The 25,600-nt window shown below is 64.9% G+C and carries 30 protein-coding genes; 15 read left to right on the forward strand and 15 right to left on the reverse strand.

Features of this window, described 5'->3' with window-relative positions; genetic code table 11:
- Positions 1-99 precede the first annotated feature (99 nt).
- Positions 100-561: an Lrp/AsnC family transcriptional regulator gene (locus RVY76_RS00775; RefSeq protein ID WP_317375146.1), complete on the forward strand. Its 462-nt coding sequence runs from the start codon at positions 100-102 to the stop codon at positions 559-561.
- Here RVY76_RS00775 and RVY76_RS00780 read toward each other — a convergent pair.
- The 4 genes from RVY76_RS00780 to argH are packed head-to-tail and all read right to left on the reverse strand — an operon-like array spanning position 558 to position 2,610.
- Positions 558-860, reverse strand: coding sequence for a DUF2834 domain-containing protein (locus RVY76_RS00780; RefSeq protein ID WP_317375147.1), 303 nt, complete (start codon positions 858-860; stop codon positions 558-560). The genes RVY76_RS00775 and RVY76_RS00780 overlap by 4 nt on opposite strands.
- Positions 860-1,009: a hypothetical protein gene (locus RVY76_RS00785; protein ID WP_317375149.1), complete on the reverse strand. Its 150-nt coding sequence runs from the start codon at positions 1,007-1,009 to the stop codon at positions 860-862. The genes RVY76_RS00780 and RVY76_RS00785 overlap by 1 nt, the downstream gene beginning before the upstream one ends.
- The gene (locus tag RVY76_RS00790) at positions 1,006-1,170 is read right to left on the reverse strand and encodes a hypothetical protein (RefSeq protein WP_317375150.1); all 165 of its coding nucleotides are present in this window, start codon (positions 1,168-1,170) and stop codon (positions 1,006-1,008) included. The genes RVY76_RS00785 and RVY76_RS00790 overlap by 4 nt, the downstream gene beginning before the upstream one ends.
- Positions 1,171-1,200: 30 nt before the next feature.
- Positions 1,201-2,610 (reverse strand): argininosuccinate lyase, encoded by a 1,410-nt coding sequence (gene argH, locus RVY76_RS00795; protein WP_317375151.1) that lies wholly within the window; start codon positions 2,608-2,610, stop codon positions 1,201-1,203.
- Between the two features lie 23 nt (positions 2,611-2,633).
- Between argH and RVY76_RS00800 the strand changes: the two genes are divergently transcribed.
- Complete coding sequence (locus tag RVY76_RS00800; RefSeq protein ID WP_317375152.1) at positions 2,634-3,179, forward strand: TlpA disulfide reductase family protein; 546 nt, start codon at positions 2,634-2,636, stop codon at positions 3,177-3,179.
- Here RVY76_RS00800 and RVY76_RS00805 read toward each other — a convergent pair.
- Positions 3,176-3,748, reverse strand: a complete 573-nt coding sequence (locus RVY76_RS00805; protein WP_317375153.1) for a DNA-3-methyladenine glycosylase I — start codon at positions 3,746-3,748, stop codon at positions 3,176-3,178. The two genes, RVY76_RS00800 and RVY76_RS00805, sit on opposite strands and share 4 nt — an antisense overlap.
- Before the next feature lie 121 nt (positions 3,749-3,869).
- Between RVY76_RS00805 and RVY76_RS00810 the strand changes: the two genes are divergently transcribed.
- The 4 genes from RVY76_RS00810 to phbB all read left to right on the forward strand — a co-directional run bounded on the left by RVY76_RS00810 (position 3,870) and on the right by phbB (position 7,662).
- Positions 3,870-4,721, forward strand: a complete 852-nt coding sequence (locus RVY76_RS00810) for an EAL domain-containing protein (RefSeq protein WP_317375155.1) — start codon at positions 3,870-3,872, stop codon at positions 4,719-4,721.
- A 116-nt stretch (positions 4,722-4,837) separates the two neighbouring features.
- Positions 4,838-6,013 carry an acetyl-CoA C-acetyltransferase gene (locus RVY76_RS00815; protein WP_317375157.1) on the forward strand — a complete coding sequence of 392 codons (1,176 nt, stop codon included), beginning with the start codon at positions 4,838-4,840 and terminating at the stop codon, positions 6,011-6,013.
- A complete protein-coding gene (locus tag RVY76_RS00820) occupies positions 5,955-6,917 on the forward strand; it encodes a patatin-like phospholipase family protein (RefSeq protein WP_317375158.1) in 963 nt (320 codons plus the stop codon). Before RVY76_RS00815 ends, RVY76_RS00820 begins: the two co-directional genes overlap by 59 nt.
- A gap of 22 nt (positions 6,918-6,939) precedes the next feature.
- Positions 6,940-7,662 carry an acetoacetyl-CoA reductase gene (phbB, locus tag RVY76_RS00825; RefSeq protein WP_317375159.1) on the forward strand — a complete coding sequence of 241 codons (723 nt, stop codon included), beginning with the start codon at positions 6,940-6,942 and terminating at the stop codon, positions 7,660-7,662.
- Positions 7,663-7,735: 73 nt separating this feature from the next.
- Here phbB and RVY76_RS00830 read toward each other — a convergent pair whose 3' ends face one another.
- The 3 genes from RVY76_RS00830 to RVY76_RS00840 all read right to left on the reverse strand — a co-directional run bounded on the left by RVY76_RS00830 (position 7,736) and on the right by RVY76_RS00840 (position 8,954).
- Positions 7,736-7,900: a YdcH family protein gene (locus RVY76_RS00830; RefSeq protein ID WP_317375160.1), complete on the reverse strand. Its 165-nt coding sequence runs from the start codon at positions 7,898-7,900 to the stop codon at positions 7,736-7,738.
- A 102-nt stretch (positions 7,901-8,002) separates the two neighbouring features.
- Positions 8,003-8,758 (reverse strand): tRNA1(Val) (adenine(37)-N6)-methyltransferase, encoded by a 756-nt coding sequence (locus RVY76_RS00835; protein WP_317375161.1) that lies wholly within the window; start codon positions 8,756-8,758, stop codon positions 8,003-8,005.
- A complete protein-coding gene (locus RVY76_RS00840) occupies positions 8,739-8,954 on the reverse strand; it encodes a DUF2007 domain-containing protein (protein ID WP_317375162.1) in 216 nt (71 codons plus the stop codon). The genes RVY76_RS00835 and RVY76_RS00840 overlap by 20 nt, the downstream gene beginning before the upstream one ends.
- A 46-nt stretch (positions 8,955-9,000) precedes the next feature.
- On the opposite strand from RVY76_RS00840, the gene RVY76_RS00845 reads away from it, so the two are divergent.
- Complete coding sequence (locus tag RVY76_RS00845; protein ID WP_317375164.1) at positions 9,001-9,990, forward strand: polyprenyl synthetase family protein; 990 nt, start codon at positions 9,001-9,003, stop codon at positions 9,988-9,990.
- 1 nt (position 9,991) lies between these two features.
- On the opposite strand, the gene RVY76_RS00850 is transcribed toward RVY76_RS00845, so the two are convergent.
- The 3 genes from RVY76_RS00850 to RVY76_RS00860 all read right to left on the reverse strand — a co-directional run bounded on the left by RVY76_RS00850 (position 9,992) and on the right by RVY76_RS00860 (position 14,257).
- Positions 9,992-10,825: a 4-(cytidine 5'-diphospho)-2-C-methyl-D-erythritol kinase gene (locus tag RVY76_RS00850; protein WP_317375165.1), complete on the reverse strand. Its 834-nt coding sequence runs from the start codon at positions 10,823-10,825 to the stop codon at positions 9,992-9,994.
- The gene (locus tag RVY76_RS00855) at positions 10,812-12,503 is read right to left on the reverse strand and encodes a tetratricopeptide repeat protein (RefSeq protein ID WP_317375166.1); all 1,692 of its coding nucleotides are present in this window, start codon (positions 12,501-12,503) and stop codon (positions 10,812-10,814) included. Before RVY76_RS00855 ends, RVY76_RS00850 begins: the two co-directional genes overlap by 14 nt.
- A gap of 101 nt (positions 12,504-12,604) precedes the next feature.
- Complete coding sequence (locus RVY76_RS00860) at positions 12,605-14,257, reverse strand: electron transfer flavoprotein-ubiquinone oxidoreductase (protein ID WP_317375167.1); 1,653 nt, start codon at positions 14,255-14,257, stop codon at positions 12,605-12,607.
- 220 nt (positions 14,258-14,477) lie between these two features.
- On the opposite strand from RVY76_RS00860, the gene greA reads away from it, so the two are divergent.
- The gene (greA, locus tag RVY76_RS00865) at positions 14,478-14,948 is read left to right on the forward strand and encodes a transcription elongation factor GreA (RefSeq protein ID WP_317375169.1); all 471 of its coding nucleotides are present in this window, start codon (positions 14,478-14,480) and stop codon (positions 14,946-14,948) included.
- 36 nt (positions 14,949-14,984) lie between these two features.
- Positions 14,985-15,962 (forward strand): hypothetical protein, encoded by a 978-nt coding sequence (locus RVY76_RS00870; protein ID WP_317375171.1) that lies wholly within the window; start codon positions 14,985-14,987, stop codon positions 15,960-15,962.
- 15 nt (positions 15,963-15,977) lie between these two features.
- Here RVY76_RS00870 and RVY76_RS00875 read toward each other — a convergent pair whose 3' ends face one another.
- The 3 genes from RVY76_RS00875 to rpsU form a co-directional block, all read right to left on the reverse strand.
- Entirely contained in the window at positions 15,978-18,563 is a 2,586-nt protein-coding gene (locus RVY76_RS00875; RefSeq protein WP_317375172.1) for a TIGR02302 family protein, read from the reverse strand.
- 60 nt (positions 18,564-18,623) lie between these two features.
- A complete protein-coding gene (gene lysA / locus RVY76_RS00880; RefSeq protein ID WP_317375173.1) occupies positions 18,624-19,889 on the reverse strand; it encodes a diaminopimelate decarboxylase in 1,266 nt (421 codons plus the stop codon).
- 195 nt (positions 19,890-20,084) lie between these two features.
- The gene (gene rpsU, locus RVY76_RS00885) at positions 20,085-20,291 is read right to left on the reverse strand and encodes a 30S ribosomal protein S21 (protein WP_009159816.1); all 207 of its coding nucleotides are present in this window, start codon (positions 20,289-20,291) and stop codon (positions 20,085-20,087) included.
- Between the two features lie 108 nt (positions 20,292-20,399).
- Between rpsU and RVY76_RS00890 the strand changes: the two genes are divergently transcribed.
- Genes RVY76_RS00890 through RVY76_RS00915 form a run of 6 tightly spaced genes read left to right on the forward strand, consistent with a single transcriptional unit; the run spans position 20,400 to position 24,967 of the window.
- Positions 20,400-21,074 (forward strand): COQ9 family protein, encoded by a 675-nt coding sequence (locus RVY76_RS00890; protein ID WP_317375175.1) that lies wholly within the window; start codon positions 20,400-20,402, stop codon positions 21,072-21,074.
- Positions 21,071-22,066 carry an NAD(P)H-quinone oxidoreductase gene (locus RVY76_RS00895; RefSeq protein WP_317375176.1) on the forward strand — a complete coding sequence of 332 codons (996 nt, stop codon included), beginning with the start codon at positions 21,071-21,073 and terminating at the stop codon, positions 22,064-22,066. The genes RVY76_RS00890 and RVY76_RS00895 overlap by 4 nt, the downstream gene beginning before the upstream one ends.
- The gene (locus RVY76_RS00900) at positions 22,063-23,067 is read left to right on the forward strand and encodes a serine hydrolase (protein WP_317375177.1); all 1,005 of its coding nucleotides are present in this window, start codon (positions 22,063-22,065) and stop codon (positions 23,065-23,067) included. The genes RVY76_RS00895 and RVY76_RS00900 overlap by 4 nt, the downstream gene beginning before the upstream one ends.
- 33 nt (positions 23,068-23,100) lie before the next feature.
- The gene (locus tag RVY76_RS00905; RefSeq protein WP_317375179.1) at positions 23,101-23,799 is read left to right on the forward strand and encodes an ABC transporter ATP-binding protein; all 699 of its coding nucleotides are present in this window, start codon (positions 23,101-23,103) and stop codon (positions 23,797-23,799) included.
- Positions 23,800-23,805: 6 nt separating this feature from the next.
- Positions 23,806-24,432 (forward strand): energy-coupling factor transporter transmembrane component T, encoded by a 627-nt coding sequence (locus RVY76_RS00910; protein ID WP_317375181.1) that lies wholly within the window; start codon positions 23,806-23,808, stop codon positions 24,430-24,432.
- Positions 24,422-24,967, forward strand: coding sequence for a biotin transporter BioY (locus RVY76_RS00915; protein WP_317375182.1), 546 nt, complete (start codon positions 24,422-24,424; stop codon positions 24,965-24,967). Before RVY76_RS00910 ends, RVY76_RS00915 begins: the two co-directional genes overlap by 11 nt.
- Before the next feature lies 1 nt (position 24,968).
- Here the strand turns inward: RVY76_RS00915 and RVY76_RS00920 are convergent, their stop codons facing one another.
- Positions 24,969-25,478 carry a CIA30 family protein gene (locus RVY76_RS00920; protein WP_317375183.1) on the reverse strand — a complete coding sequence of 170 codons (510 nt, stop codon included), beginning with the start codon at positions 25,476-25,478 and terminating at the stop codon, positions 24,969-24,971.
- Between the last annotated feature and the right edge of the window lie 122 nt (positions 25,479-25,600).

The raw sequence follows: 25,600 nt of genomic DNA on the forward strand, positions 1-25,600 counted from the left end.
GGCCCGTGGAATGAAATTGCTTTGAATTGATTGCAAAGGTAAGCGGTTCGAACGCACAAACTTGGCGTAGTTACCGGTATTCGGCGAAGGATCTTGCGCATGGCCGATCTCGACGAACAGGATCGACGCATTCTCGTCCAGTTGCAGCGGCAAGGGCGACTGACGAATGCGGAACTCAGCGAGCGTGTCGCACTTTCCCCCTCGGCCTGTCACAGGCGGGTTTCTCGGCTCGAGCGGGCCGGCGTGATTGCGGGATATGTCGCGCTGCTCGATCGCGCGCGGCTCGACAGACGGACGACCGTCTTCGTCGAGATCACGCTTTCGGGGCAGGCGGACGAAGTGCTCGACGCGTTCGAGGGTGCTGTCGCGAAGATCCCGGAGATCCTCGAATGCCATCTCATGGCCGGAACGGCCGATTACCTGCTGAAGGTCGCGGTCCGCGATACCGAGGATTTCGCCCAGCTCCACCGCCGCCATCTCGCCCGGCTGCCGGGCGTCGCGCAGATGCAGTCGAGCTTCGCGCTCAGACGCGTGCGCGAGACAACGGAAATCCCGCTCTAGGCGCGTCGGTCACGCAGGAAGAGATAGAGCGGCAATCCGCAACTCACTCCGATGCAGAAGACCGCCGGAATGGCGACGAGGTTGAGCCAAGCTTTCTTCTGCCAGGTTTCCCAGAGGATCCAGATCGTCAGCGTAACGGCCGAGATGGTGAGATCCCAGACGAGGCCGGTGGTTGATGCGTTGACGTACCACGCGTCTATCAGGGCACCGAATCCGTTACCTTCGGCCATGAAGCTCAGGAACCAGTACATCGGGTGTACCGCGCCCCAGATTGCGAGCGCGAGAAAGATCCATCGCATCAGAAACTGCCGCCGGTGATCCCGATCTCGGCCGTGCCGGAAATAGCGATACCGGTCTCGCGGTCTGGCATTTGGTAGGGCTCGGGCGGGCCGGCAGCGCCGCAGGCGGCAAGGACCAGCAGGGCGAAAAGGCCGAGACGTGCGCTCATCTGTTCCTCACCATGATGCTGGTATTGGGGCCGACCACGCCGACGCTCTGGCTCGTTCGTACGCCGCCCGGACCGACCGAGACACCGAGCCCGGCATAGGGGATGCCGCCGGAGCAGGCACCGAGCAGGAGCGGAAGGCAGAGAAGGTAGAGACGCGGCATGGCGGACCTTCGGAATGCGACGATCGGATCCTAGATATGCGGCGACGATTCGGACAGAAGTTTGCGCCAGCGCTGAGCCTGATCTTGCACATTCGACGGTGCGGTGCCGCCATAGGATGTACGGGAGGCCACCGAATTGTCGACGCCGAGCACGTCGAAGACCCGCTCCGTGATCGCGGGATGCGCGTTCTGCATGTCCTCGAGGCTCAGATCCGGCAGGTCGCAGCCGCGGTCCTCGGCCAGCGCGACGAGGCTTCCGGTCACGTGATGGGCATCGCGGAACGGCAATCCCGCCTCGCGCGTCAGCCAATCGGCCAGGTCGGTCGCGGTGGAGAATCCGTGCGATGCCGCCTCGCGCAGCGCATCACGATTGGCCTTCATGTCGCCCGCCATGCCGGTCATCGCGGCGAGCGCCAGCATCAGGTTGTCGGCCGCGTCGAAGACCTGTTCCTTGTCTTCCTGCATGTCCTTGGAATAGGCGAGCGGAAGTCCCTTCATCACCATCAAAAGCGCGGTCTGCGCTCCGAAGATCCGACCGATCTTGGCCCGGAGCAGCTCGGCCGCATCCGGGTTCTTCTTCTGCGGCATGATCGAGGAGCCCGTGGTCCACTTGTCCGACAGCGCGACAAAGCGGAACTGCGCGGACGACCAGATCACCAGCTCCTCGGCCAGACGGCTGAGATGCATGGCACAGATCGACGCGGCCGACAGGAATTCGAGCGCGAAGTCCCGGTCGCTGACCGCATCGAGCGAATTGGCACAAGGCCGGTCGAAGCCCAGAGCATGCGCCGTGGCATCCCGGTCGATGGGGTAGGATGTGCCCGCAAGCGCCGCGGCCCCGAGGGGCGATTCGTTCATCCGCGCACGCGCATCGCGGAACCGCTCGCGGTCGCGACCGAACATCTCGACATAGGCGAGCATATGATGCCCCCACGTCACCGGCTGAGCGGTCTGCAGATGGGTGAAGCCCGGCATTACCCAATCCGCGCCGGCCTCGGCCTGATCGAGGAGCGCCGTCTGAAGCGCGTGCAGCCCATCCATGGCGGCATCGCACTGATCCCGCGTCCAGAGGCGGAAATCTGTGGCAACCTGATCGTTGCGCGAGCGTCCGGTATGGAGCCGTCCCGCCGCTTCGCCGATCAGCTCCTTGAGGCGGGCCTCCACGTTCATGTGAATATCCTCGAGCGCGGCGGAGAATTCGAACCTGCCGCCTTCGATCTCTGACAAGACGGTGAGCAGGCCTTCCCCGATCGCGTCGGCATCCTTAGGCTCGATGATGCCCTGCGCCGCCAGCATCGCGGCATGGGCCCGCGAGCCTGCGATGTCCTGCGCCGCCAGCCGCCGGTCGAACCCGATCGAGGCATTGATCGCCTCCATGATCGCGTCCGGCCCTTCGGCGAAGCGTCCGCCCCACATCGCGTTGGAGTTCTTGTCGGCCATGAAACGCGCCTCCGGGAGGATGGATGAAAGTCTTGACCACAGCCCTTTATCTGGGCCTTGCCACGACCGCAAACGCGCAAGGGCCAGATTGGGCCGATCTGCGGACGGGCGAGATGGCTTCGCTTATCGTCCATGACACTCCGGCAGCCGCATCCTCCGCCGCATTCTTCGATGCCGACGGGGAGGGACGAACGCTTGAGGAGTATCGCGGGAAATATGTCCTCGTGAATTTCTGGGCGCTCTGGTGCGCGCCGTGCCTCGACGAGATGCCGTCGCTCGATGCGCTGCAGGCGGAACTCGGCGGCGAGACTTTCGAGGTTGTTCCGCTCGCCGTCTGGCGCAACCCGATGCCGGGGATCGAGGAATTCTTCGAGGCGCAGGAGATCGAGCATCTGCCCGTTCTGCTCGACCCGGATCGCGAGGTGTCCGGCGAGATGGGTGTCGATGCCCTGCCGATCACGGTTCTCCTCGACCCGGAGGGCCGCGAGGTGGCGCGGATGCGTGGCGATGCAGACTGGGCGAGCGAGGAAGCCATCGCGCTGATCGAAGCCGTGACCGCTGGCGACTAGCCAGCCATTGCCCTGACTTCGGCGTGGCGGGGGCAGCGGGTCAGATGATCGTTGAAGAAGCCCGACGCCTCCATGAAGGCGTAGACGATGGTCGGCCCGCAGAACTTGAAGCCGCGGCGCTTCAGATCCTTCGATATCTGCTGCGACAGGGGCGTCTGAGCTGGAACCTCCGACATACTGGCAAATGCGTTCTGAACCGGTACACCGTCGACGAAGGACCAGAGGTAATTCGAAAAACCTTCACGCGCCTCGACCTCCCGCCAGGCCCGGGCATTCAGGATCGCGCCCTCGATCTTGCCGCGATGCCGCACGATGCCGGGATCGCCGAGCAGGCGGGAGACGTCCTCGTCACCCCACGAAGCTATCAGATACGGATCGAACCCCGCGAAGGCGGAACGGAAATTTTCCCGCTTCCGCAAGATCGTCAGCCAGCTCAGGCCGGCCTGGAAGCCGTCGAGCACGAGCTTTTCGTAAAGCGCACGGCCATCACGTTCGGGCACGCCCCATTCGGTGTCGTGATACTGCACATAGAGCGGATCGGTTCCACACCAGTCGCACCTCTCGGTCATCGTCGCGCACCCTCCGGTCGGACGAACGTTCCGCATGCGAAACATTCGTGAAAATTTGTCGCCTTTACGGCTTGTTAGCGGGTGCGAACGGATAACCGATCCGACCGCTAGGGAGATCACGATGAGTGTAGAGAATGTCGCAGGGGAGGTCATCCCCAGGTCGCGCGCGACCTTCGGGGAATCCGCGGCGCGATCTTCCTCCCGGGTACCCGAACGCGACGTGATCGCCATGGTCGAGACCGCCGTCGCGTCGGGAAGCGTCATGCTGGCCTTCCAGCCGATCGTGCCCGCCTGCCATCCGGAGCGTCCGGCTTTCTTCGAGGGGCTGATCCGCCTTCTCGATCAGTCCGGCCGCATCATCCCGGCCAAGGATTTCATCACCGAGGTCGAACTCAGCGCGCTCGGCCGGCGCATCGATCGTCTTTCGCTCGGCTATGGGCTCGACGTGCTGGGCGACCGGCCCGAGCTGCGACTTGCAGTCAATCTCTCGGCCAAATCGATCGAGAACGAGGAGTGGTGCGATACGCTCGACCGCGCGATCGTTGCCGATCCGTCTGTGGCCGAACGGCTGATCCTCGAGATCACCGAAAGCTCTGCCATCGAACGTCCGGATCTCGTGCGGCTCTTCATGGAAACCTATCGCCGCCGCGGGATCACCTTCGCGATCGACGATTTCGGGTCGGGCTATACCTCGATGCGCTATCTCAAGGATCTGTGCTTCGACATCCTCAAGATCGACGGTCAGTTCATTCGCGGGGTCGCACAATCGTCAGACAATCGCGCGCTTGTCAGCGCGATGGTCTCGCTCGGGCGGCATTTCGACATGGTGACGGTCGCCGAGAAGGTCGAGACTGCAGCCGATGCAGAGATCCTGCGCGAGCTCGGTGTCGATTGTCTGCAGGGATATTATTTCGGCGCACCGACGATCCGCCCCCGTTGGGATTCCGACGACAAGGATCTCGCGGTCGGCTGATCGCGAGGGGCATCAGGCCCGAAACCTTGCGAATTCGACCTCCGACATAACCTCCGCTGTTGCCAATCGGCTTCACTTGGCTACCTTCCGAGAAGCAAGCTTTTCGGGGGATCCACATGACCAACGTCGTAATCGTGTCCGCAGCCCGCACGGCCGTCGGTACCTTCAACGGCTCGTTCGCGAGCGTTCCGGCCCACGATCTGGGGGCCAAGGTCCTCGCCGAGATCGTCGCGCGTGCCGGTGTCGATCCATCGGAGGTCAGCGAAACGATCCTCGGACAGGTTCTGACCGCCGGGCAGGGGCAGAACCCCGCGCGGCAAGCACATATCAATGCGGGCCTTCCGACCGAATCGGCCGCCTGGAGCATCAACCAGGTCTGCGGATCCGGTCTGCGAGCCGTGGCGCTCGCCGCGCAGCATATCCAGCTCGGCGATGCGAAGGTCGTGGCGGCCGGTGGCCAGGAGAACATGTCGATGAGCCCGCATGTCGCGAACCTGCGTCAGGGTCACAAGATGGGCGACGTGAAGTTCATCGATTCGATGATCCGCGACGGCCTTTGGGATGCGTTCAACGGCTATCACATGGGTCAGACCGCCGAGAACGTTGCCGAGCAATGGCAGATCAGCCGCGAGGATCAGGACGCCTTCGCCGCCGAGAGCCAGAACAAGGCCGAGAAGGCACGCGCCGAAGGCAAATTCCAGGACGAGATCGTTCCCTTCACCGTTTCCGGGCGCAAGGGCGACATGGTCGTCGACCGCGACGAACACATCCGCGAAGGCGCGACCGCCGAGGGAATGGGCAAGCTTCGCCCCGCCTTCACCAAGGATGGATCGGTCACCGCGGGCAATGCGAGCGGCATCAACGATGGCGCGGCCGCCGTCCTGCTGATGAGTGCAGATGATGCCGAAAAGCGCGGAATCGAGCCGCTGGCACGGATCGTGAGCTACGCGACCGTCGGGCTCGACCCGTCGATCATGGGCACGGGGCCGATCGGGGCGAGCCGCAAGGCCCTCGAGAAGGCCGGTTGGAAGCCCGGTGACCTCGATCTCGTGGAGGCAAACGAGGCTTTTGCGGCGCAGGCTTGTGCAGTCAACAAGGACATGGGCTGGGATCCGTCGATCGTGAACGTGAACGGCGGCGCGATCGCGATCGGTCATCCGATCGGTGCCTCGGGTGCGCGGATCCTCAACACGTTGCTCTTCGAAATGAAGCGCCGCGATGCGAAGAAGGGTCTTGCCACGCTTTGCATCGGCGGCGGAATGGGTGTCGCCATGTGTGTCGAGCGCGGCTGAGGCATCTGGCCGCGCCGAACCGATCGGTGCGGCCGTCGCGATGGTCGGCAAGCAGACATTCTTCGATCAGGTCGTCTTCTCCGGCGGCGGGACGCGATGTTTCTGGCAGGCGGGCTTCATACATGTCCTGCGGCAGGAAATCCCGGTCCACCCTGAACGGCTGACGGGTGTCTCGGGCGGCGCGTGCTCGGCCTGCGGTTTCGTTACCCATCGCGGAGAACGGGTCCGCGACGCGATGATCGAGGCTTTTTCCAGGCAGGACTGGAATATCTCGCTCGACGACCCGGCGAGCGGAGATCACGGCCACACGCCGCATCAACGCGTCTATCGCGAGGTCATCGAATCCTGTTTCGGTGATCGGGAAGCTGCGAGCTTGATCGACGAAGGACCGCAGGTTCAGATCCTGATCGCGCGGCCACCCTCTCATAGCTGGGCCAAGCTTTCAGGTGCGGCGATGACGCTCGTCTACGAAGCTGACACCATGCTGCGATCGAACCCGCATCTGACCTGGCCGGAAGCGGCTGGAATGGTGGGCGAGTTAATTGATGCGAATCAAGCGGCGCGCGACGGACGGATCACCGACCTGATCTGCGCGGCGGCGACTATCCCGCCGGTCTTCGAGCCGCCACTCTGGGGCGGAGCGCCAGCGGTCGACGCGGGGATGATCGATCAAGCTCCGCTTCCCGTACCAGACCAGGGCCGAACCCTGGTTTTGCTGACAAAGATCTTTCGGGACGTGCCCGAACACCCGGATCGTCTCTACGTCATGCCGAGCGAGAGCGTCGTGGCCGACAAGATCGATTTCACCGATCCCGACAAGCTCAGGCAGACATGGCAACAGGGCGAGGAGGACGCTCATGCCTTCCTGAAATCCGGCGGGCTCACCGAACGTCTGAAACCATAAATCAACAAGGAGGAGAGAGAAAATGGCACGAGTAGCAATCGTGACGGGCGGCACGCGCGGAATCGGCGCGGCGGTCGCGCGCGCATTGAAAGCAGAAGGCCACCAGGTCGCGGCGACTTATGGTGGCAATGACGAAGCGGCAAAGGCGTTCACCGACGAGACAGGCATCAAGACCTACAAGTGGGGCGTCGACGATTACGAAGCCTGCAAGGAGGGCATCGCGCAAGTTGAAGCAGATCTCGGCCCCGTGGATATCCTCGTTAACAACGCGGGCATCACGCGCGATGCGCCGTTCCACAAGATGACGCCGGAAAAGTGGAACGAGGTGATCGGAACGAATCTTACCGGGGTCTTCAACATGACGCACAATGTCTGGGGAGGAATGCGCGAGCGCGGATTTGGCCGGATCGTCACAATCAGTTCGATCAATGGTCAGAAGGGCCAATTCGCACAGGCGAATTACGCGGCTGCGAAGGCCGGCGATATAGGCTTCACCAAGTCATTGGCGCAGGAGGGTGCGTCGAAGGGGATCACCGTCAACGTCGTGGCTCCGGGCTATATCAACACCGACATGATGAGCACGATTCCCCAGAAAGTGATGGACCAGATCGTCGGCGGCATTCCGGTCGGAAGGTTGGGTGAGCCCGACGAGATCGCACGCTGTGTCCGCTTTCTCTGTTCCGATGACGCAGCCTTCATTACAGGCGCGACCCTGTCGGCGAATGGCGGCCAGTACATGACCTGAGGTAGGTCATAATCGCGCTATAGGCGATCTTGGGGGCGTCGGCCCGATGGCCGACGCCCTTTTTCACGACTGGCTATTGTGACAGGCGCGTGATCTGCTCCTTCAGGCGGAGCTTTTGTTTCTTCAAGTCGGCGATACTGATGGGGTCGTAGCTCGGGCTGCGCTGTGCGTGCTCGACCTGTTGCGAGAGGGTCTGGTGTTTCAGCTGCAATTGCTGGAGATGCGAACTCAAAGCCATCGAAGTCCTCCTTGGTTGCCGGTACGTCAATTGACGCACAAAAATGCGCTCCTGTCACGTGACTGTCACGTGAGCCGTACCCATGCGCGAATTTTCCACAGCTCAGATCAGGCTCTGCCCGTTTCTGAGCACCGATTGCAGCCGGTCCGTATATTTATTGCGGCTGCAATCACAGGTTGATTCGAGGTGCATCGGTATCGGTGCGCTGACGATCAACGGAGCACGCCCGCCCTTCGTTCCGCGTACGAGGACGAGTGAGGCGGGGCGATCCGCGCGGGGCTGCAAAATCTGTACCACGATGGATCCGAGATGCGACTGCATCGCACCGAGAAGGTCCCCCATGCGGTCGGCTCGCTGGATCACGCTCATCATGCCACGGGGGGCGAGCCTGCGAGCGCCGACCGCTATCCAGCGCTCAAGTGGCAGGTCCTCGCGATGGGCTGTCGCGCGATCGTCCTTTGCGGGATGGGTGCCGCTGCCGGGGGCATAATAAGGGGGATTCGCGATGACGTGGTCGAAACGCCTCTGTCGAAGCTCGGTGGGCAGTTCATCCAGATCGCCGCTGTAAATTCCGGCGACGATCCCGTTCGTCTCGGCATTGCGCCGTGCGAGGGTGGCATATTCGTCCTGCAACTCGACGCCCGAAAGATCGAGACCGGGCACCCGCGAGGCGAGACAGAAAAGCGCGCATCCCACGCCGCAGCCGAGCTCCAGCACCGATTGTCCGGGTTTGGCGGGCACGAAACTCGCGAGGATGACCGGATCGACCCCGGCCCGGTATCCGCGGGCAGGCTGCTCGAGCGTCAGTCGACCGCCGAGAAAGGCGTCGCGTGTGGTCTCACCGCCCGAGATCGACATCGTTGTCCACCAGGACGGCTTCAGCACGAAAATGATCGCGGTCGGCCACCATCAGCCGTCTCGGAAGGATCCCGATGCTTCCTTCGAGAACGCTCATATGGACGTCCAACTCAAACCACTCTATCCCCTCGCCCGAAAGCAGGGCCTTCGCGAAGGCGATATTCGTGGGGTCGCTGCTGCGCATGAGTTCCTTCATGGGGCGCAGTTAAGTCGCCGCGCCCCCCTTGTCGAGCGGTGGAAATATGGACGCGAGTCTCAAGCCCCAGGAACGACTGGCACAGGCGCTCGCAGAGCCGCTGGCCGAGGTCGACGCGTTGATCCGCGAGCGCATGGCGAGCGAGCACGCCCCGCGCATTCCTGCCGTTACCGATCACCTGATCGGCGCGGGCGGCAAGCGCATCCGGCCGATGCTCACGCTCGCCGCCGCGCGCATGAACGGCTATCCCGGGCCCTACGACGTGCATCTGGCCGCGACGGTCGAGTTCATCCACACCGCCACGCTCCTGCACGACGACGTCGTCGACGGGTCGGGCCAGCGCCGCGGTCGGCCGACCGCGAACATCCTGTGGGACAACAAGTCGAGCGTCCTCGTGGGCGACTATCTTTTTGCGCGATCGTTCCAGCTGATGGTCGAGACGGGGTCGCTGCGCGTGCTCGACATCCTGGCGAGCGCGGCGGCCACGATTGCCGAGGGCGAGGTCCTGCAACTCACCGCGATGAGCGATCTCGCCACGAGCGAGGACGTCTATCTCAAGATCGTGCGTGGCAAGACCGCCGCGCTCTTCTCGGCGGCGACCGAGGTGGGCGGCGTGATCGCCGGTATTCCCGACGACCTGGTCGGGGCGCTGCATCGTTATGGCGACGCGCTGGGCATCGCGTTCCAGATGGTCGACGACCTGCTCGACTGGCAGACGGGCGAAGCTGCCGGAAAGAATTTCGGCGACGATTTCCGCGAGCGCAAGATGACGCTGCCGATCATCCGTGCAGTCGCAGGGGCCGAAGGCGAGGAATGGGCGTTCTGGGTGCGCACGATCGGACGCGGTGCGCAGGAAGAGGGTGATCTGGAGGCGGCATTCGACTTGCTGAAGCGCCGCGGTGCGATCGAGAGCACGCGGCAAACGGCGCTCGCCTGGGCCGAGACGGCCAAGAGGGCACTCGACCCGCTTCCCGATACCGAGCTGCGTGACCTGCTGCGCAATCTGGCCGATTACGTGGTCGTGCGGATCCAGTAGCTCAGGCAAGTCCCGTGGCACGGATCCACCAATTGGGGTGCTCCTTGGTAAGCTTGGCGGCCGCCATCTGCGCTTCTGGCGCGGAGGCATAGAGCCCGAAGCAGGTCGCACCGCTGCCCGACATCCGCGCAAGCAGGCAGCTTTCGGTCCGGGCGATGCGCGCGAGCGCCACGCCGACTGCCGGGCAGACGCTGCGCGCCGGATCCTCGAGATCGTTGCGCTGATCTCCGAGCCAGTCGGCCAAAGCGCGTGCGTCGGGCCATGCCGGAAAGGGGGGGAGGGGAGCGTTCTCGCGCCTCGTGAGCGCGTTGAATATCGTGGGTGTCGAGACCGCCACGCGCGGGTTGACCAATACGGCATGGATTGGCGGGAGCCCGTCGACAGGCTTCACGATCTCACCCACGCCCTCGACCCGCGCGGCGCGCGACAGGAGGCAGACAGGCAGATCCGCACCGAGCCGGACAGGATCGGCAGGCAGCGCGCGACCGTCCATATTTCGGAGCGCATGAAGTGCAGCCGCCGCATCCGCAGTCCCGCCGCCGATGCCGGCCTCGATCGGCAGATGCTTGTCAAGCGTGAAGGCCGCAGGAGGGCCGTCCGTCGCGCGCGCGGCCCTGATCACGAGGTTGTCGTCTCCCGCAGGACAACGATCCGCCATCGGACCCGTCACGGAGAGAGACCAGTGCTCGGCCGGTCGGACCTCGAGGCTGTCGCCGATCTCGGCAAAGACCACGAGCGAATCGAGCAGGTGATACCCGTCGGCGCGCCGCCCCGTGACATGCAGGGCAAGGTTGATCTTGGCGCGGGCCCGCAGAGAAAGATCAGCCGCCGTCATTGACGATCAGCGGTGTGCCCTCTTCCTCGTCGATGACGCGATCGAGGCCGATCTCGAGCTTGCGGCGAATGCGGTCCGGTTCGACCTCGTCGTTTTGGTCGTTGTCGACGAAGCTGAGCGCACGCTGCCACTGAAACCGTGCCTCCAGCTTGCGGCCGACCATCCAGTACACATCGCCCAGATGATCGTTCACCACCGGATCGACGGGCATGAGCTCGACCGCGCGTTCCATCGGCTCGACGGCTTCGTCGAAACGGCCGAGGCGGTAGAGCCCCCAGCCGAGACTGTCGACGATGAAGCCTGAATCGGGGCGGGCGGCGACGGCACGCTCGATCAGTGAAAGCGCTTCGTCATAATCCTCTCCGCGTTCAAGCATGGAATAGCCGAGATAGTTCAGCACGATGGGGCTGTCGGGGTTGACCTCGAGCGCGGCACGGAAATCCGCTTCCGCCTCGGACCATTCGTCCAGCCGCTCGTAGGTCACGGCGCGGGAGAAAAGGGCGATCCAGCGCGACGGATCGTCATCGCCGAACGCTTCGAGAGCGTCGGTATAGACCGCATTCGCCTCTTCCGTCCGGTCGTCCTCGCGCAGCGCGTCCGCGAGCGCCATCAGGATCGGCGCACGGCTCGGATGGCTTTCCGAAAGTGCGCGCAGGGTGTCGATCGCCTCGTCCAGTCGGTCGGACCGGATCATGATTTCCGCACGGCCGATCTCGGCGGCAGCGAAGGCCGGATCGTCCTCGGGAATGCCTTCCGAGGCCTCGATGGCGAGCTCGTACTGTCCCAGCTCGTCGAGAAGGGCTGAATTGAGTAGGATCGCCTCGACATGGTCTGGCCGAAGATAGGTCACGGTCCGCCCGTAGAGCAGGGTGAAGGCCGGAGACGCCTCTGACACCAAGATGTTGCCGATATCGAACGCGGTCTCGGCCATGCCTTCCACGGCATCGCGGGCGATCGTGTAGTCGATCGTCTCGCCGGCTTGCAGGCGATCCCGCAATGCACTCAGCGGCTCGTCGAGGGTGCCGTTGCCGAATGCTTCCTCGATCGTGGCGATGGCCTCGTCCGGCCGGCCGAGCTGACTGAGGATCTGTGCATGTGCGACGGTTCCGCGCCTCGTGAGAGACAACGCGCCGTCCGCGAGAAGCGCCTCGGCGTCTTCGAACCGCTCGAGCGACGCAAGGGCGAGCGCCTTGTGATAGCGACCGAAGGCCGCGAGGCCCTGTTGACCGGCAACGGCGTCGAAGGCGGCAAGCGCCGCGTCGGTCTGCCCGTCGCCCAGAAGCGTCCAGGCACGTGCGAGCCCGTCGAAGAGCGATCCGACGCTGAGACCGGCTTCCATGTCCTCGAGCGTGCGTGACCATTCACCCTCGCGCGTCTGCTGGGCGAGGGTGGCCAGGTTGGCGAGCTGCGAGGTTCCTCCGGCCTGTGTCAGGCGGCTCGCGATCGCCGCGGCCTCGTCGATCTCGCCAAGCGAGATATGCGAGGCGGCAAGCTGTTCGAGGATCGCGTAATCGTTCGGATCGCCGGCAAGGGCCTGCGCGAGATAGCGTGACGCCTCGCGGTAATCGTTCGTCGTCTGCGCCTGGCGGCCGGCGAGATAGGCCCCGGGATTGACTTCCGCCGTGGCGGTCTGGGCCATGAGGCCGAGTGCTGTGGCCAGGAGAAGCGGACGGAACATGACGACCCTTTCGCGTTTGCGGTCGCCGTGGACCCTAGCGACCGGCGCATCGCGATACAATGAAGCCTCGCGCAGAATTGCCCGGGCCGCGAGCGTTGCGACTACATGTTGGGATAGTTCGGGCCGTCGCCGCCTTGGGGCACCGTCCAGACGATGTTCTGCTGCGGATCCTTGATATCGCAGGTCTTGCAGTGAACGCAGTTCTGGAAGTTGATGACGAAGCGATCCTCGCCTGTCTTCTCGTCCTTGACGAATTCGTAGACGCCTGCCGGGCAATAGCGCTGAGACAGGCCCGCATATTTCGGCAGGTTCACCTTGACCGGTACCTCGGCATCCCTCAGCCGCAGGTGACAGGGCTGGTCCTCGGCGTGGTTGGTGTTGGAAAAGCTCACATTGGTCAGCCGGTCGAAGCTCAGCTTGCCGTCCGGCTTGGGATAGTCGATGGGCGAATGGTCTGCGGCGGCCTCGGTCGCCTGCGCGTCGGTCTTTCCGTGCTTCTGCGTGCCGAAAAGCGAGAATCCGGCCGTGTTGCACCACATGTCGAACCCGCCGAGCGCGACGCTCGCCTTCAGGCCGTATTTCGACCAGAGCGGCTTCACGTTCCGGACTTTCTTGAGGTCCTGGCCGATCGCGCCCTGTCGTACCTCCCGGTCGTAGCCTTCGAGGCTGTCGGAGGAGCGGCCGGCATCGAGGGCTTCATGCGCGGCCTCGGCCGCCGCGATCCCCGACAGCATGGCGTTGTGGTTGCCCTTGATCCGCGGCACGTTGACCATTCCCGCCGCACAGCCCAGCAGCACGCCGCCCGGAAAGGCGGTCTTGGGCAGCGATTGCCAGCCGCCTTCGCTGATCGCGCGCGCGCCATAGCTGATGCGTTTGCCGCCTTCGAGCAGTTCGGCGACCATCGGGTGATGCTTGAACTGCTGGAAGCTCAGATAGGGGTTCACATGCGGATTGGCGTATCCCAGGTGCACGACGAAGCCGACATAGACCTGATTGTTGTCGAGGTGATAGATGAACGACCCGCCGCCCGCATTGTCGCCGAGCGGCCATCCCATCGTATGGACGACCGATCCGGGCCGCGACTTGGCCGGGTCGATCTCCCAGAGCTCCTTCATGCCCAAACCGTATTTCTGCACATCCGCCTCGGCGGCGAGCGAGAACGCCTCGATCACCTGCTTCGAGAGGGACCCGCGCACGCCTTCGCCGAGAAAGACATACTTGCCGTGAAGCTCCATCCCCGGCTCGTAGGACGGGCCGGGCGTGCCGTCGGCGTTTCGACCGAACTCGCCCGCCACGACGCCCTTGACCGATCCGTCTTCGTGATGAACGAGTTCCGAGCAGGACATGCCCGGGAAGATCTCCACACCGAGCGCCTCGGCCTGCTCGGCAAGCCAACGGCAGACATTGCCCATCGAGACGATGTAGTTGCCGTGGTTGTTCATCAGCGGCGGCATGATCGCGTTCGGGATGGAGATCTTTCCGCTCTTGCCGAGGAAATGGAATGCATCCGACGTGACGGGCACGTCGAGCGGGGCACCCCGCTCCTTCCAGTCGGGCAGAAGCCGGTCGAGGCCCACAGGGTCGAGCACCGCGCCCGACAGGATATGCGCGCCGACCTCGGATCCCTTTTCGAGCACGACGACTTCCCGATCGGGGTCGAGCTGCTTGAGGCGGATCGCGGCGCTGAGCCCGGCGGGACCCGCGCCGACGATGACGACGTCGTATTCCATCGCTTCGCGTGTGACATCGGACATCGGCATTCCTTCGTGTGGGGCATCGCATAAATCGAAGGAAAACCTAACTTCGGTCCGGGGCGATGGTCAATCGCGACCCGGCGTAGGGCTCGCCGGAACTCCGGCGGGGGATCGAGGGTTGGCCCGGGATCGGCTATGACGGGCTTCGCTTGACTTTTGCGGATGCGCTTGCGTTAACCGGCCAGTGTTTTCGTCCTCCTCGACATGAAGAACGACCAATATGGAAAAGATCGCCCTTACCCGCGCGGGACAGACAGACCTCAACGCGGAGCTCAAGCAGCTCAAATCGGTGGAACGCCCGGAGATCATCCGTGCGATTGCCGAGGCGCGAGAGCATGGCGATCTGAGCGAGAACGCGGAATATCACTCGGCGAAGGAGAAGCAGTCCTTCATCGAAGGTCGCATCAAGGAAATCGAGGGGATCCTGTCTCGTGCCGACGTGATCGACACTTCGCGCATGTCGGGATCGATCAAGTTCGGCGCACATGTCACGTTGGTCGACGAGGATACCGAAGAAGAAAAGACGTATCAGATCGTGGGCGAGCCCGAAGCCAATCTCGAGGCGGGCAAGCTCAACATCAAATCGCCGCTCGCGCGCGCGCTGATCGGCAAGGACGAAGGTGACAGCGTCGAGGTCCGAACCCCCGGCGGCGAGAAATCGTACGAGATCCTGAGCGTCGAATACCGCTGATCCCAAGCGCGGTCTGCGCTTACCCGAAAGGTTCCGATGGCGGACGATATCCTTTCCTACCTGAGCCGTTTGCGGCCGAGCCTGCGCGTGGCGCTGGCACTGTCGTTCGGCTGGCTGCTGCTCGTGGCGATCTTCATGCTGTTTGCAGGTGGTGCGGCGGCGTCGATCCTGCCCGTGATCATGATCTTGCTGAGCATCGTCGGACCGATCGCGATCGTGGCGAGCGGCGCTCTCGGCGTCGCACTGATGGAGCAGAACGCCGAGATCGAGGATCTGCGGCACGAACTTTCTCATCGGGAGCGCGCACAGCCACCGCGTGGCGGTGCGGCACCCGACGCCGCGCTGAAGAGGGTGAGCCAGCAGCTCGGGGAGGTGACCGATCGTCTGGCCGAGCTCGAGACGTGGCTCGCGCAGCGCGCTCCGGCGATCGAGCGTGCCGACGAGATCCTGAACGCCCCACCGGCGCAGGCCCCCATGGCCGAACCTGCCGAGGACGAGGGGCCGGGCCTCGACCTCGATCCGCATCCGGGTCCGGCCGATCCGCCGCTGTCGCTCGACGCGCTGACCCGCGCGCTGCAATTTCCGGCAGATACCGAGGATGGCGAAGGGTTCGATGCGTTGCGGCGCGCCTTGCGCGACAGGCGTGCCGCCCAGATCGTGATTGCCGCGCAGGATGTCCTGACATTGCTGAGCCAGGACGGCCTCTACATGGACGACCTGAAGGCCGAGCCCGCGCCGATGACGCTTTGGCGGCGGTTCGCCGACGGCGAGCGGGGGCCCGAGGTCGCACCGCTCGGCGGCATTCGGGACGAGGAGGCGCTCGATCGGTGCCGGTCGCGGATGCGTCAGGACACGATCTATCGCGATGCTGTGCATCATTTCCTGCGGCTCTTCGATCATCGGCTTGCCGAAATCGCGCCCCAGGCCTCGGACGCGGAACTTGCCGCATGGGTCGAGACACGTTCGGCCCGTGCCTTCATGTTGCTCGGACGAGCCTCCGGCATCTTTTCCTGAGCCGAGAGACTTCGTTCAGAACCGGTCGAGCAGGCGCCGCAGATAGTCGCGCTCGGCCTCCGGTCGGGCCTGCTCACCCGATCGGCGGCGGATTTCGTCGAGCAGTTCCTCGGCGCGGCGGTAGATGTCTTCCTGATTCAGAAGCTCCTCTTCGGAACCCATGCTGCCGGTCCGTCCGGCCTCGCGGCCCAGCGGATCGCGCGCACGTCCTTGAGGGTCGCCCTCGGCGGTCGACATGCCCTGTCCCGGCTGTCCCTGTTCCTCGGCCATCGCCTCCCCAAGGGATCGCATCCCCTCGCGCAGCGCTTCCATCGCGTCCGACTGGTCGTCGAGCGCGCCGGCATAATCGTCGTTCCGAAGACTTTCCTCGGCCCCGTCCATGGCGCGACCAGCTCGATCGAGCGCCTCTCGCGCGGCTTCTCCGGCTTCGGACCCGGCACCGGGGAGGTTGCCCCGTTGGCGGTCGAGTTCGTCACGAAGCGCCTGTTGACGATCGGCGAGATCCCCTGGGCCGTTAGGCTGGTCGCCCTGTCCCGCGCCGGTCCCCCCCTGCTGGTCGCCTCCCGGTTGCTGTCCGGGTCGTTGGCCCTGCTCGCCACCTTGTTGCTGTCCGCCGGGTTGTTGTCCCGGCTGCTGGCCTTGCTGACCTCCAGGTTGCTGACCGAACCGTTCCTGCAGGTCGCGGAAGGCTTCGTCGCTTAGATTCTGCTGGTCGCGAAGAGTCTGCTGGAGGTTCTGCATCGCCTGTTCGCCAGGGCCGGGCTGACCCTGCCCGCCCTGGCCCTGAGTGACCTGCATGTTCTCCATCATGCGATTGAGCTGTTCGAGAAGCGCCTGTGCCTCGGCCATCCGGCCCTGCTCCATCAACTCCTGGATCTGGTCCATCATTTCCTGCAGTTGATTGCCGGTGATCTCCTGCCCCTGCTGATCTTCGGCCTGCTGCTGGTCCTGACCCTCGTTCTGTTCGGCGAGCTGACGGATATAATCGTTCATCGCCTCGCTGAGCTCCTGCATGAGCTCGGCGATCTCTGCCTCGTCGGCGCCGTTTTCCATTGCCTCGGACAGCCGCTCCTGCGCGCGGCGCAGCCGGTCAAGCGCGTCGGCGAGGTCGCCGTACTCAAGCTCGTTCGCGATATCCCAGAGGGCCGCTGCGATCTCGTTCTGACGCTCGGGCGACAATGACCCGTCCGCGATTTCCGCCTCGAGTCGCCGGATCGCCACTCGAAGCTTGAGATAGAGGGATTCCGACGGGAAGGCATCGTCAGGCTCGTAGGACACGGCGCGCAGAACCTGCGCCACGCGCGTCGCGTTCTCGCGCGCCCAGAGGAGGTCGCGCCGTTGCTCGACGATCGCCTGGGCCATCGGGTCGAAGAAGCGCAACCCGAGAAGCGTCTGGGACTGCGTGCCGGACGCGCCCTCCTGACCGAGCTCGTCCGTCACGTGATAGGTGATCCGCACCGGCAGGTTGGCCCAAGGATGCTCGCTGAAATTCTCGACGAGCGTTCCGGTGAAGTCCGAACGATCGCCGCTGATCGGCAGCGGCAGATCGACGGCCAGCGGCTCGCGTGGATCGGGTTCGGTCGCGAGGCCCCAAGTGCGATCGACCGCATCCAGATCCAGCGAAATCTCGACGCTGCCGGCAGTCACGCCATAATCGTCGGACGCGGCATATGGCTGGCGGAATTGTCCGTTCTCGGCGCGTTCGGCATCGCCGGTGACACGAATGGCGGGCGGCGCATCGGGCAGCAGGGCGATCTCGAAGCGACGTCCGCCGGGTCCGTCGATCGCGATCTCGCCCTCTTGGGCGATGCGGAAGTTGCGCAGCGGGGCGTCCGCATCCTCTTCCCCGCCGATCTGGGCGGAGACGGTTTCCGACACGTCGAGATCGCCGGGCTGGCCGTAGAGACGGATGGTGACGTTCGCTCCCTCGGAAAGCTCGATGCCGTCTGACGGCAGATCGGCGAGGTAGAGAGATGGCAGGCCGGTATAGGCTGGCGGTTCGATCCAGCCTTCCCATGAGGGGCCCTGCGCCGCGGCCTGTCCGCCACCCGGTCCCATTTCGACGACCGATCCCACGCGCAGGATGGATCCGAAGAGAACGGCGACCGCAAAGGCCAGTACCGCCACGTATCTGAGCGCGAACGGATCGCGCGCGGCCACGCGCAGATCCGGCCGAACGGCGCGTGCGGACCGAATCCGCTCGGCCATACGCGCGACATGCGCGTCCCATAAGGCCCGGGACTGGCTGTCGGCCGAACCTACGACCTGCGCATCCGTGAGGGCGGTGATCGGACGCCCCTTCAACGATTCGTCGAGCCGGACGAGCGCATCGGCCTCGGACGGCCAGCGGAAGCGGCGGCTGCCGTGGATCAGCGCCCAGAGCCCGGCGAGCCCGAGGGACACCGCAATGATCCAGAAGATTTCGAGAGGCGCGGCCTCGTGCAGGCCCAGCATCAACGATGCGAGTGCGACGAGCCCCAATGTCCAGAGCGGCCAGAAGGCGTGCGTTCCCCGCTCCGCCGCCATGCCGGCACGCGTGAGGAAAAGCGGTCGGCGCAATCCGCGCCGGGCAGTTTCAGGCAATCGGGTCGTCGGGGGCATGACACTCCGGCACTGGCGCGGCGGCCTCGAGGGGGGGGCCGTGCGCGGATCAGCCGGGCGTCACAGCCATGAAGGCACGATATCGCGTTTGATCATCTCGTCAAATGTCGGACGTGCCCGGATGACGGAGCTTTGATCGTCCCGGACGAGGACCTCGGGCACCAGCGGGCGGGAATTGTATTCGGACGCCATGACCGCCCCGTAGGCCCCCGCACTGCGGAACGCCACGAGATCGCCGGGCGCGAGCGGTGGCAGGTCGCGCGCCCGGGCGAAGGTGTCGCCGGATTCGCATACCGGCCCGACCACGTCGACCGGGGCATGGAGGGCCCCCGGCGCGGGTTCGACCAGCGGGACGATATCATGATGCGCGCCATACATCGCCGGACGCGCAAGGTCGTTCATCGCCGCGTCGAGTATGAGGAATGTACGATCCTCTCCCTCCTTTACATAAAGGACGCGCGAGACGAGGACGCCCGCATTGCCGCTGATGAGGCGGCCCGGCTCGATCTCGATCTCGCAATCGAGATGGCCGAGCGTGCGGCGCACCATCGCGCCGTATTCGGCCGGCACGGGCGGGGCCTGATTGTCACGTGCGTAGGGGATGCCGAGTCCGCCACCAAGGTCCAGCCTGCGGATCGTGTGCCCGTCCCCGCGCAGAGCCTCGGTCAATTCGGCGATCTTGCCGTAGGCGGCCTCGAACGGCCCGAGAGAGGTAAGCTGGCTGCCGATATGCACGTCGATTCCGACTACTTCGATGCCCGGAAGGCTGGCAGCCTGCGCGTATATGTCGCGCGCGCGAGAGATCGGAACGCCGAACTTGTCTTCCTTGCGGCCGGTCGAGATCTTGTCGTGCGTTCCGGCGTCGATGTCCGGGTTGACCCGCAGGGTGATGGGGGCTCTGAGCCCGAGCCCGGTGGCCACCTCGTCGAGGACGAGGAGTTCCGGCTCGGATTCGACGTTGAACTGGCGGATGCCGCCCGTGAGGGCTTGCGTCATCTCCTCGCGCGTCTTGCCTACGCCGGAGAAAACGATGCGGTCGCCCGGAATGCCGGCTGCACGCGCGCGGGCATATTCACCACCGGACACCACGTCGACGCCCGCGCCGAGATCGCCGAGGAGCTTGAGCACCGCGACGTTCGACAATGCCTTCATCGCGAAGCAGACGAGATGGTCGAGCCCGTCGAGCGCTTCGTCGAAAAGGTGGAAATGACGGGTGAGCGTGGCGGTCGAATAGCAGTAGAACGGCGTTCCGACCTCGGCCGCGATATCGGCGAGGGGCACGTCCTCTGCATGGAGATGGCCGTCGCGATAAAGGAAATGGTCCATCCGGGATCCTTCGGATCGAGCTTTGCGGCCTGCGCCGCGCGCTTTGCGTTTGCGCCCGCCGGTGCGGCCGACATGGCTGCGGCGAAGCCTTCGAGGAACTGACGCAAGACGTTAGAAATGGGCTGAGCCGGTTTGGAAAAACCCCCGAACCTTCGTCCGGGGGCCATCTGGCGTCTCAGGCGTCGAATGCAGCTCTCAAAGCATGCCTTCGCGCTGGGCCTTCTTCCGGGCGAGCTTGCGCTGCCGGCGGATGGCCTCGGCCTTTTCGCGCGCTTTCTTCTCCGAGGGCTTCTCGAAATGCTGCTTGAGCTTCATTTCGCGAAAGACACCCTCACGCTGGAGTTTCTTTTTCAGGGCGCGAAGCGCCTGATCGACATTGTTGTCGCGAACGCTAACCTGCATGTGGTTTTCACCACCTTTCTAAGTTTGTGTTACGTCAAGTGCAGGAGGTTGGCCTTCTAGCAGGCGATGCCTAACTTGTCCAGTAAGAGCCATCGAACTGGAGATGTCATGGACGATCCCCGAGACGCGCTGCTGGATGCGGCGATGATGCACGTGCCCTTCGACGGTTGGAGCGAGACGACGCTGCGGGCCGCGGCGCGCGATGCCGAGATCCCGCAGGCCGAGGCGCGGGCACTTTTCCCCCGCGGTCCGGTCGACATGGCGTTGGCCTTCCATCGTCGCGGCGACGACAGGATGGCCGAAAGCCTCCGCTCGCAGGAAATGGAAGGGCTGCGCTTTCGCGAAAAGGTGACGCGTGCGGTACGCACCCGCATCGAGGTCGTCGAGGACAAGGAGGCGGTGCGACGTGGCACCACGCTCTTTGCGCTGCCGCAGAATGCCGCCGACGGAAGCCGCGCGATCTGGGGCACCGCGGACCGGATCTGGACCGTGCTGGGCGACACGTCCGACGACGTCAACTGGTACACGAAGCGTGCGACCCTGTCGGGCGTCTATGCCTCCACCGTGCTTTTCTGGCTGGGCGACGATTCGCTCGAATCGCAGGATACATGGGCATTCCTGGATCGCCGGATCGACAACGTCATGCGGATCGAGCGGGCGAAGGCGAGCGTTGCAGCCAATCCCGTAGGCCGTGCGATGATGGCCGGGCCCAATTGGGCCTTGTCGCGGCTTCGCAAACCTTCGGGCATGGGCGCGTTTCCCGGATCGAGAGGTGCGAGATGAGCGATATTCCCGATCGGATGAACGTCGTCGAGATTTCCGAAGCCGGAGGGCCGGAGGTCCTGGTCTCAGAGACGCGAGAAGTGCCCCGGCCCTGTGCGGGCGAGGTCGTGATCCGCGTGGCCTTTGCCGGCGTCAATCGGCCGGATGCCCTGCAGCGTGCGGGCGCATATGCGCCTCCGAAAGGCGCGAGCGATCTGCCGGGCCTTGAAGCGGCGGGCGAAATCGTCGCGGTGGGCGATGGGGCCGGCTGGAACGTTGGCGACCGGGTCTGCGGGCTGCTGCCGGGCGGGGGCTACGCGGAATATGTCGCGACGCCCGGCGCACATTGCCTGCCCGTGCCCGATGGGCTGACGATGAAAGAAGCGGCTTGTCTGCCCGAGAACTATTTTACCGTGTGGACGAACGTATTCGATCGCGGCGGCCTCGACGGGGGCGAGCGGTTTCTGGTGCACGGTGGTTCGTCGGGGATCGGCACGACGGCGATCCAGCTTGCGCGCGAATGGGGTGCGCGGGTGTTCACCACTGCCGGCACCGACGAAAAATGCGCCTTCTGCGCCGATCTCGGTGCCGAACGGGCGATCAATTATCGCTCCGAGGATTTCGTGGAGATCCTGAAGGCGGAAGGCGGGGCCAACCTGATCCTCGACATGGTGGGCGGGGACTACATCCCGCGCAACATCGATACGCTGGCGGATGAAGGACGTCTCGTGCAGATCGCCTTCCTGGGCGGATCCAACGCCGAGCTCAACTTCGCCAAGGTGATGATGCGCCGTCTGACGATCACCGGCTCGACCCTGCGTCCGCAGAGCGATCTCGCCAAGGCCCGTATCGCCGACGCGCTCGGCGAACATGTCTGGCCTCTGCTCGCGGCCCGGAAGGTCGCACCGATCATCGACAGCGAATTCGCGCTTGCCGACGCCGCGAAGGCCCATGCGCGGATGGAAAGCTCCGAGCATATCGGAAAGATCGTCCTGAAAGTGGCCGGCGAATGAGGCCGACACGGCGGGCGGTGATGGCGGGCGCGGCCGCATTCGGCCTCGCGCGGCCGGCCTTCGCGCAATCCTCGGGCCCCTGGGCGGGTGTCGAGGAGAGGGCCGCGTCCTTCGATCAGATCCGCGCCATGATCGTTTCCGTCGATGGCGAGCGTCAGGTTGCGCGGGTCTTCGCGGGTCCTGCGCTTTCCACGCCGGTCAACGTGAAATCGGTGTCGAAGACGATCGTCTCGGCGCTGACGGGCTGTGCGATTGACCGGGGCGAGATCCCGGGGATCGATGCCACGATCGGCGAACTGGCGCCCGGCCTCATCCCGTCGGATGCCGACCCGAGGGCGCGGGAGCTGACGATCGAGAATCTTCTGTCGATGCAGGCCGGGCTCGAACGGACCTCGGGAGGCAATTACGGAGCCTGGATCTCCAGCGGGAACTGGGTGGCGGACGCACTCGCCCGTGACTTCGTTGAGGAGCCGGGGCAGGGGATGCTCTATTCCACCGGATCGACCCACATACTCGGGGCGGTCCTGTCCGAAGCCACCGGCCTGTCGCTGCTCGATCAGGCGCGGCAGCGGCTGGGCGGCCCCCTCGGGATCGAGATCCCGCCATGGACCCGCGATCCGCAAGGCCGCTACATGGGCGGCAACCAGATGGCGCTCAGCCCCGAAGGCCTCCTGCGGTTCGGCGAGATGTACCGGATGGACGGAACCTGGAACGGGGCGCGCGTGCTCGGTGCCGGATATGTCGAGGATTCGTGGCGCGGGCGGACACGGTCGCGCTGGTCCGGTCTCGGATACGGGCTCGGCTGGTTTCTGGGATCCCATGCGGGAGCGGATTACGCGCTCGCCCGCGGATATGGCGGTCAGGTGATCTGCGTCGCGCCCGATCTGGCGCTTACCATGGTGATCACGTCCGACCCGGATCGCCCGGCGCGATCGCAGGGGTATTTCGGTGATCTCATGGGTCTGATGGAACGATCGATGGAGATTGTCGCGCAAGGCTAGTCAAGGCGCGGGAGGCGGGGTACCACCGCCCGCGTGACGGATGTTCTCGATCTTCGCGAGGTTGGCTATGTGCTCGACGGGCAGGACATCCTGCGGGGCGTGACGCTTGCCACGCGCGCGCGACGGATCGGTATCGTGGGCCGCAACGGGTCGGGCAAGTCGACGCTTGCCCGAGCGCTTGCCGGCCTCGTCCCTGTCGAGGGGCATTTGCGGATCGAGGGCGTCGACGTCATGCGCGACCGGCGCGCGGCACTCGTCACGATCGGGCTTCTGTTCCAGAATCCCGACCACCAGATCATCTTCCCCACTGTGGCCGAAGAGCTTAGGTTCGGTCTCCGGCAGCAGGGCCTGAAAGCACGCGCGGCGGAGAACCGCGTTGCAGAAACGCTCGCACGCTTCGGCAAGTCCGGGTGGGGGCCGCGATCGGTCAACGACCTGTCGCATGGCCAGAAGCAGCTCGTCTGCCTCATGGCGATCCTTGCGATGCAGCCGCGGGTGATCGTCCTCGACGAGCCGTTCTCGGGGCTCGACATTCCGACGCGGATGCAGCTCGCGCGCAGGCTCGGGGCACTCGATGCGGCGCTCGTCCATATCAGTCATGCGCCCGAGGACCTCGCGGACTACGAGCATGTGATCTGGATCGACGAGGGCCGTGTCATGGCCGAGGGCGGACCGGAAGTCCTCGACGCCTATGCCGCGCGGATGCGCGAGATCGGCGCACGCGATGACTAGGCCCCCATGCTCGCGCTGAGCTCGCCCGTCAGGACGCACGCGCATCTCTGGCCCGCCTGGCTCAAGCTCGCGGGTCTCTGCGTCGCGACGCTGGTCCTCTTCGCGATCGGGCATCCCTGGGGTCAGGCGCTCGCTGCGTTGGCGGTCCTTGCGCTCTTTCTCGCGCCAGGGCGCATCTTCGCGCGTGCGGGGCTGCGTCGGCTCTGGCCGCTCTGGCCCTTCGTGGTGCTGATCCTGCTCTGGAACGGGCTCACGGGGGATTGGGCCGAGGGGGCGACGATCGCGCTGCGTCTTCTCTCGGCGGTGGGGATCGCGACGCTCGTGACGATGACGACACAGCTTTCGGAGATGATCGCGGTGGTTCGCGCGCTCGCCAGCCCGCTCAGAAGGTTCGGTATCTCGACCCGACCGGTCGAGCTCGGCATTGCGCTCGTGCTCCGCTTCACGCCCGCGCTCATGTCGCGCGCGGCACAGCTCCGGATGGCCTGGCGGGCACGATCGTGCCATGCGCCCTCATGGCGCGTGCTCGCGCCGCTCGCCATCAGCGCGCTTGACGATGCCGACCACGTTGCGGATGCTCTGCGCGCCCGCGGCGGGCTCATCGAAGAAGGAAATGACCGGCATGGAACGTAATCTCAGCCTCGTCGCGATGTTCGCGGCGCTCATCGCGGTGCTGGGGCTGGTCCCGCCGGTCAATCTGGGTTTCGGTGTGCCGATCTCGGCCCAGACGCTGGGCGTCATGCTCGCGGGCACGGTGCTCGGTGCCCGTCGTGGCACGCTTGCCGTGCTGCTGCTCATCTTTCTCGTACTTCTCGGCCTGCCACTCCTGGCGGGCGGGCGTGGCGGGCTTGGCGTGCTCGCGGGGCCGACCGTGGGCTTCTTCCTCGGCTGGCCCTTCGCGGCGTTCGTCACCGGCCTGATCACCGAAAGGCTCTCGCGCCTCCATGTCGGCGTCGCGGCGGCGATCGGATCGGTTCTGGGCGGGATCGTCGTGCTCTACGTCTGCGGCATCACGGGCATGGCGATCGTGCTCGGGCGCAGCTGGATCGAGGCGGCGGGCCTTTCGGTGGCGTTCGTGCCGGGCGATATCCTCAAGGCCGTACTGGCGGGAATGCTGACCACGATCCTCTATCGCGCGCGTCCTCGCAGCGTTCTGTCGCGCGCCTGACCTATACGTAGAAGGCAAGCCGCGCGAGCGCCAGATCGGCCTCCATCTCGCGCCCTATCGCCACCAGACCGATGCGGCGCAGCGTCGTGGGATCGAATGCCGCGTCGATCCTGTGCGCCCGCGCATCGGCGAAAGGCAGGCGGTGCGTGGTCCATTCGCCGGTCGTCGGGACGGACAGCCGATAGCTCTGCCAGGGTCGGACGACATCCGCCGTGCGCAGATGCACGTTGTACTCGGCCCCGTTTCCGCGCAGCATGACCTCGATCCCCGTGACATCCGACGCATCCGCGGGCTCTCCGTCCGGCTCGAGGTCGAGCGCCATCTGCAGAAAGCCGCCGTCGTTCTCGAGGCTGACATGCCCCGTCAGACGCCGCGCGCGCCGACCCGCCACTTCCTCCGTCCGGAGTGTGCCGTCTGACATGCCGCCCATCACCTGGTCCGAGACAAGCCGCCATTCGGTGCCGCGTGCCGTGCGATCGTTGCTCGCGTCGTCGATGAGAAGGTCGCGCATGACGCTCGCTTTCCGTGCGTTGGGCCTGTTCCTTTCAGTTAGCACCCGGCGAATTCGCGAAAAGGGCTTGATCTTGGAACCGAGGCGGGCAGTCATGCTACCGAATGGTTCGGGGGAGAAAC

The organism is Palleronia sp. LCG004, assembly GCF_032931615.1.
Taxonomy (GTDB): domain Bacteria; phylum Pseudomonadota; class Alphaproteobacteria; order Rhodobacterales; family Rhodobacteraceae; genus Palleronia.

Coding starts and splice junctions, on each gene's coding strand:
- RVY76_RS00775 (WP_317375146.1), top strand. CDS start 100: ATGGCCGATCTCGACGAACAGGATCGACGCATTCTCGTCCAGTTGCAG.
- RVY76_RS00780 (WP_317375147.1), bottom strand. CDS start 860: ATGCGATGGATCTTTCTCGCGCTCGCAATCTGGGGCGCGGTACACCCG.
- RVY76_RS00785 (WP_317375149.1), bottom strand. CDS start 1,009: ATGAGCGCACGTCTCGGCCTTTTCGCCCTGCTGGTCCTTGCCGCCTGC.
- RVY76_RS00790 (WP_317375150.1), bottom strand. CDS start 1,170: ATGCCGCGTCTCTACCTTCTCTGCCTTCCGCTCCTGCTCGGTGCCTGC.
- argH (WP_317375151.1), bottom strand. CDS start 2,610: ATGGCCGACAAGAACTCCAACGCGATGTGGGGCGGACGCTTCGCCGAA.
- RVY76_RS00800 (WP_317375152.1), top strand. CDS start 2,634: ATGAAAGTCTTGACCACAGCCCTTTATCTGGGCCTTGCCACGACCGCA.
- RVY76_RS00805 (WP_317375153.1), bottom strand. CDS start 3,748: ATGACCGAGAGGTGCGACTGGTGTGGAACCGATCCGCTCTATGTGCAG.
- RVY76_RS00810 (WP_317375155.1), top strand. CDS start 3,870: ATGAGTGTAGAGAATGTCGCAGGGGAGGTCATCCCCAGGTCGCGCGCG.
- RVY76_RS00815 (WP_317375157.1), top strand. CDS start 4,838: ATGACCAACGTCGTAATCGTGTCCGCAGCCCGCACGGCCGTCGGTACC.
- phbB (WP_317375159.1), top strand. CDS start 6,940: ATGGCACGAGTAGCAATCGTGACGGGCGGCACGCGCGGAATCGGCGCG.
- RVY76_RS00830 (WP_317375160.1), bottom strand. CDS start 7,900: ATGGCTTTGAGTTCGCATCTCCAGCAATTGCAGCTGAAACACCAGACC.
- RVY76_RS00835 (WP_317375161.1), bottom strand. CDS start 8,758: ATGTCGATCTCGGGCGGTGAGACCACACGCGACGCCTTTCTCGGCGGT.
- RVY76_RS00840 (WP_317375162.1), bottom strand. CDS start 8,954: ATGAAGGAACTCATGCGCAGCAGCGACCCCACGAATATCGCCTTCGCG.
- RVY76_RS00845 (WP_317375164.1), top strand. CDS start 9,001: ATGGACGCGAGTCTCAAGCCCCAGGAACGACTGGCACAGGCGCTCGCA.
- RVY76_RS00850 (WP_317375165.1), bottom strand. CDS start 10,825: ATGACGGCGGCTGATCTTTCTCTGCGGGCCCGCGCCAAGATCAACCTT.
- RVY76_RS00855 (WP_317375166.1), bottom strand. CDS start 12,503: ATGTTCCGTCCGCTTCTCCTGGCCACAGCACTCGGCCTCATGGCCCAG.
- RVY76_RS00860 (WP_317375167.1), bottom strand. CDS start 14,257: ATGTCCGATGTCACACGCGAAGCGATGGAATACGACGTCGTCATCGTC.
- greA (WP_317375169.1), top strand. CDS start 14,478: ATGGAAAAGATCGCCCTTACCCGCGCGGGACAGACAGACCTCAACGCG.
- RVY76_RS00870 (WP_317375171.1), top strand. CDS start 14,985: ATGGCGGACGATATCCTTTCCTACCTGAGCCGTTTGCGGCCGAGCCTG.
- RVY76_RS00875 (WP_317375172.1), bottom strand. CDS start 18,563: ATGCCCCCGACGACCCGATTGCCTGAAACTGCCCGGCGCGGATTGCGC.
- lysA (WP_317375173.1), bottom strand. CDS start 19,889: ATGGACCATTTCCTTTATCGCGACGGCCATCTCCATGCAGAGGACGTG.
- rpsU (WP_009159816.1), bottom strand. CDS start 20,291: ATGCAGGTTAGCGTTCGCGACAACAATGTCGATCAGGCGCTTCGCGCC.
- RVY76_RS00890 (WP_317375175.1), top strand. CDS start 20,400: ATGGACGATCCCCGAGACGCGCTGCTGGATGCGGCGATGATGCACGTG.
- RVY76_RS00895 (WP_317375176.1), top strand. CDS start 21,071: ATGAGCGATATTCCCGATCGGATGAACGTCGTCGAGATTTCCGAAGCC.
- RVY76_RS00900 (WP_317375177.1), top strand. CDS start 22,063: ATGAGGCCGACACGGCGGGCGGTGATGGCGGGCGCGGCCGCATTCGGC.
- RVY76_RS00910 (WP_317375181.1), top strand. CDS start 23,806: ATGCTCGCGCTGAGCTCGCCCGTCAGGACGCACGCGCATCTCTGGCCC.
- RVY76_RS00915 (WP_317375182.1), top strand. CDS start 24,422: ATGGAACGTAATCTCAGCCTCGTCGCGATGTTCGCGGCGCTCATCGCG.
- RVY76_RS00920 (WP_317375183.1), bottom strand. CDS start 25,478: ATGCGCGACCTTCTCATCGACGACGCGAGCAACGATCGCACGGCACGC.